Origin of the sequence: Frankia sp. Hr75.2 (assembly GCF_949319125.1) — a bacterium.
GTDB classification, from domain to species: domain Bacteria; phylum Actinomycetota; class Actinomycetes; order Frankiales; family Frankiaceae; genus Parafrankia; species Parafrankia soli.
On the sequence record NZ_CASGGV010000148.1, the window covers coordinates 1 to 1448 of the forward strand.

The 1448-nt window shown below is 67.6% G+C and carries 1 protein-coding gene; it reads left to right on the forward strand.

Going from position 1 to position 1448, the window contains the following annotated elements:
- Nucleotides 1-60: 60 nt before the first annotated feature.
- The coding region (locus tag AC559T_RS12760) for a condensation domain-containing protein (RefSeq protein ID WP_498868838.1) at nucleotides 61-1448 on the forward strand (1388 nt) is incomplete at its 3' end.

Here is a 1448-nt window from a genome sequence, read left to right on the forward strand (position 1 = left end):
AATTTAGGTTAGGTTACCCTACACTGGTGGTATGGATGGTCAGCGCGGTGAGGGTTCGCGATGAGCGGGGGCGGGGATTCCCGTGAGGATGCGGGGAGTCCATCGGCTGGAGAGGAGGCGCCTTCCGGTCGGGGGGTGGGTGGTGGGAGGCGGTTGCCTCTCTCGTTTGCTCAGCGCGGGAACTGGGCGGCGCAGCGGTTGTTCCCCGGTTCTGCTGCGTTCTGTGTGTGCGACCTGGTGTGGCTTGACGGGGCTATCAATGCCGGGGCGTTCGCCGACGCGGTGAGCGGGGCGTTCGCGGAGACGGAGGCGCTGCGGGCGGTCATCTATGACGATGACGGGGCTCCTTCGCAGTCGGTCGGCGGGAGGCTGTCTCTGCGGACGGTGGTTTCCGAGGAGGTGCTCACAGACGAGGAGATCCGGTCTGTGGTCCGCGCCGGGGTGAGTGCGCGGGAGGTTTCGGGGGCTGAGGATCTCACATCGTCGACGCTGTTCAAGCGTGTCGGCGGCGGGTGGGTGTGGTCGTTCACGACGAATAATCTCCTGCTTGACGGGTATGGCACGTCTCTCTATATCCGTCGGGTCGCGGAGCTGTACTCGGCTGCGGTCGATGCAACCCCCGCGCCGCCGAGGTGGTTTGGTCGCCTGGAGGATCTCGTCGCGGGGTCGGCATCGACGCCGGGTGGGTCCGGCATCGTCGGTCACTGGCGTGATGTGCTTGCTATCGACGCGTTTTCCGAGCCCACGGGAAGCACGCCCGCTGATCTGTTTTCGTTCTCGTACCGGCCTGTTCCCGTGGCGCTTCCGGCGGGGGCCGATGATCGCCTGCGCGCGCTGGCGCGCCAGGCAAGGAGCACGTGGACGGATCTCGTCATCACCGCGTGGGGGCTGTATACGGCCCTTGCCGGGAACCAGGACTACCTCGCGGTGCGGGTACCGTCGATGATGCGCGGCGAGCCGGAGTCGCTGCGCGTGCCGGGCGCGGTCGCCCGCGCGCTGCCCGTCGCGACCGCTCTGCGCCCGGGCGCCACCTTCGCCGAGGTGCTGTCGGTGGTGGGATCGCAGGTCCGGGATCTACGGGACAACTCCGCGATCGAGGATCATCAGCTCGCCCGTCTCTGGCAGGGAGGAGAGCTCTCCTACCTGTCGCTGCCCTCGGTCAACATCAAGATGTTCAGGACGACACCGGTCTTCGGAAAGGTCGCGGGGATCACGGAGCTGATCAACCCCGGCCCGACCGGTGCGCTGGATCTCTCCGTCTTCGGGAGCCCGGGACGGGGCCTGCGGATGGATATCTCCGGCCGGTCTCCGCTCGTGCCGACAGACGCGGCCGGCCAGCACGCAGCGGCGTTCACCGTGTTCCTCGGCCACCTCCTCGGCGGCCCTGCGGGCATGACGCTCCACGAACTCGCGGATCTCACGATCACTCCCTCTTCGGTCGATGCCGG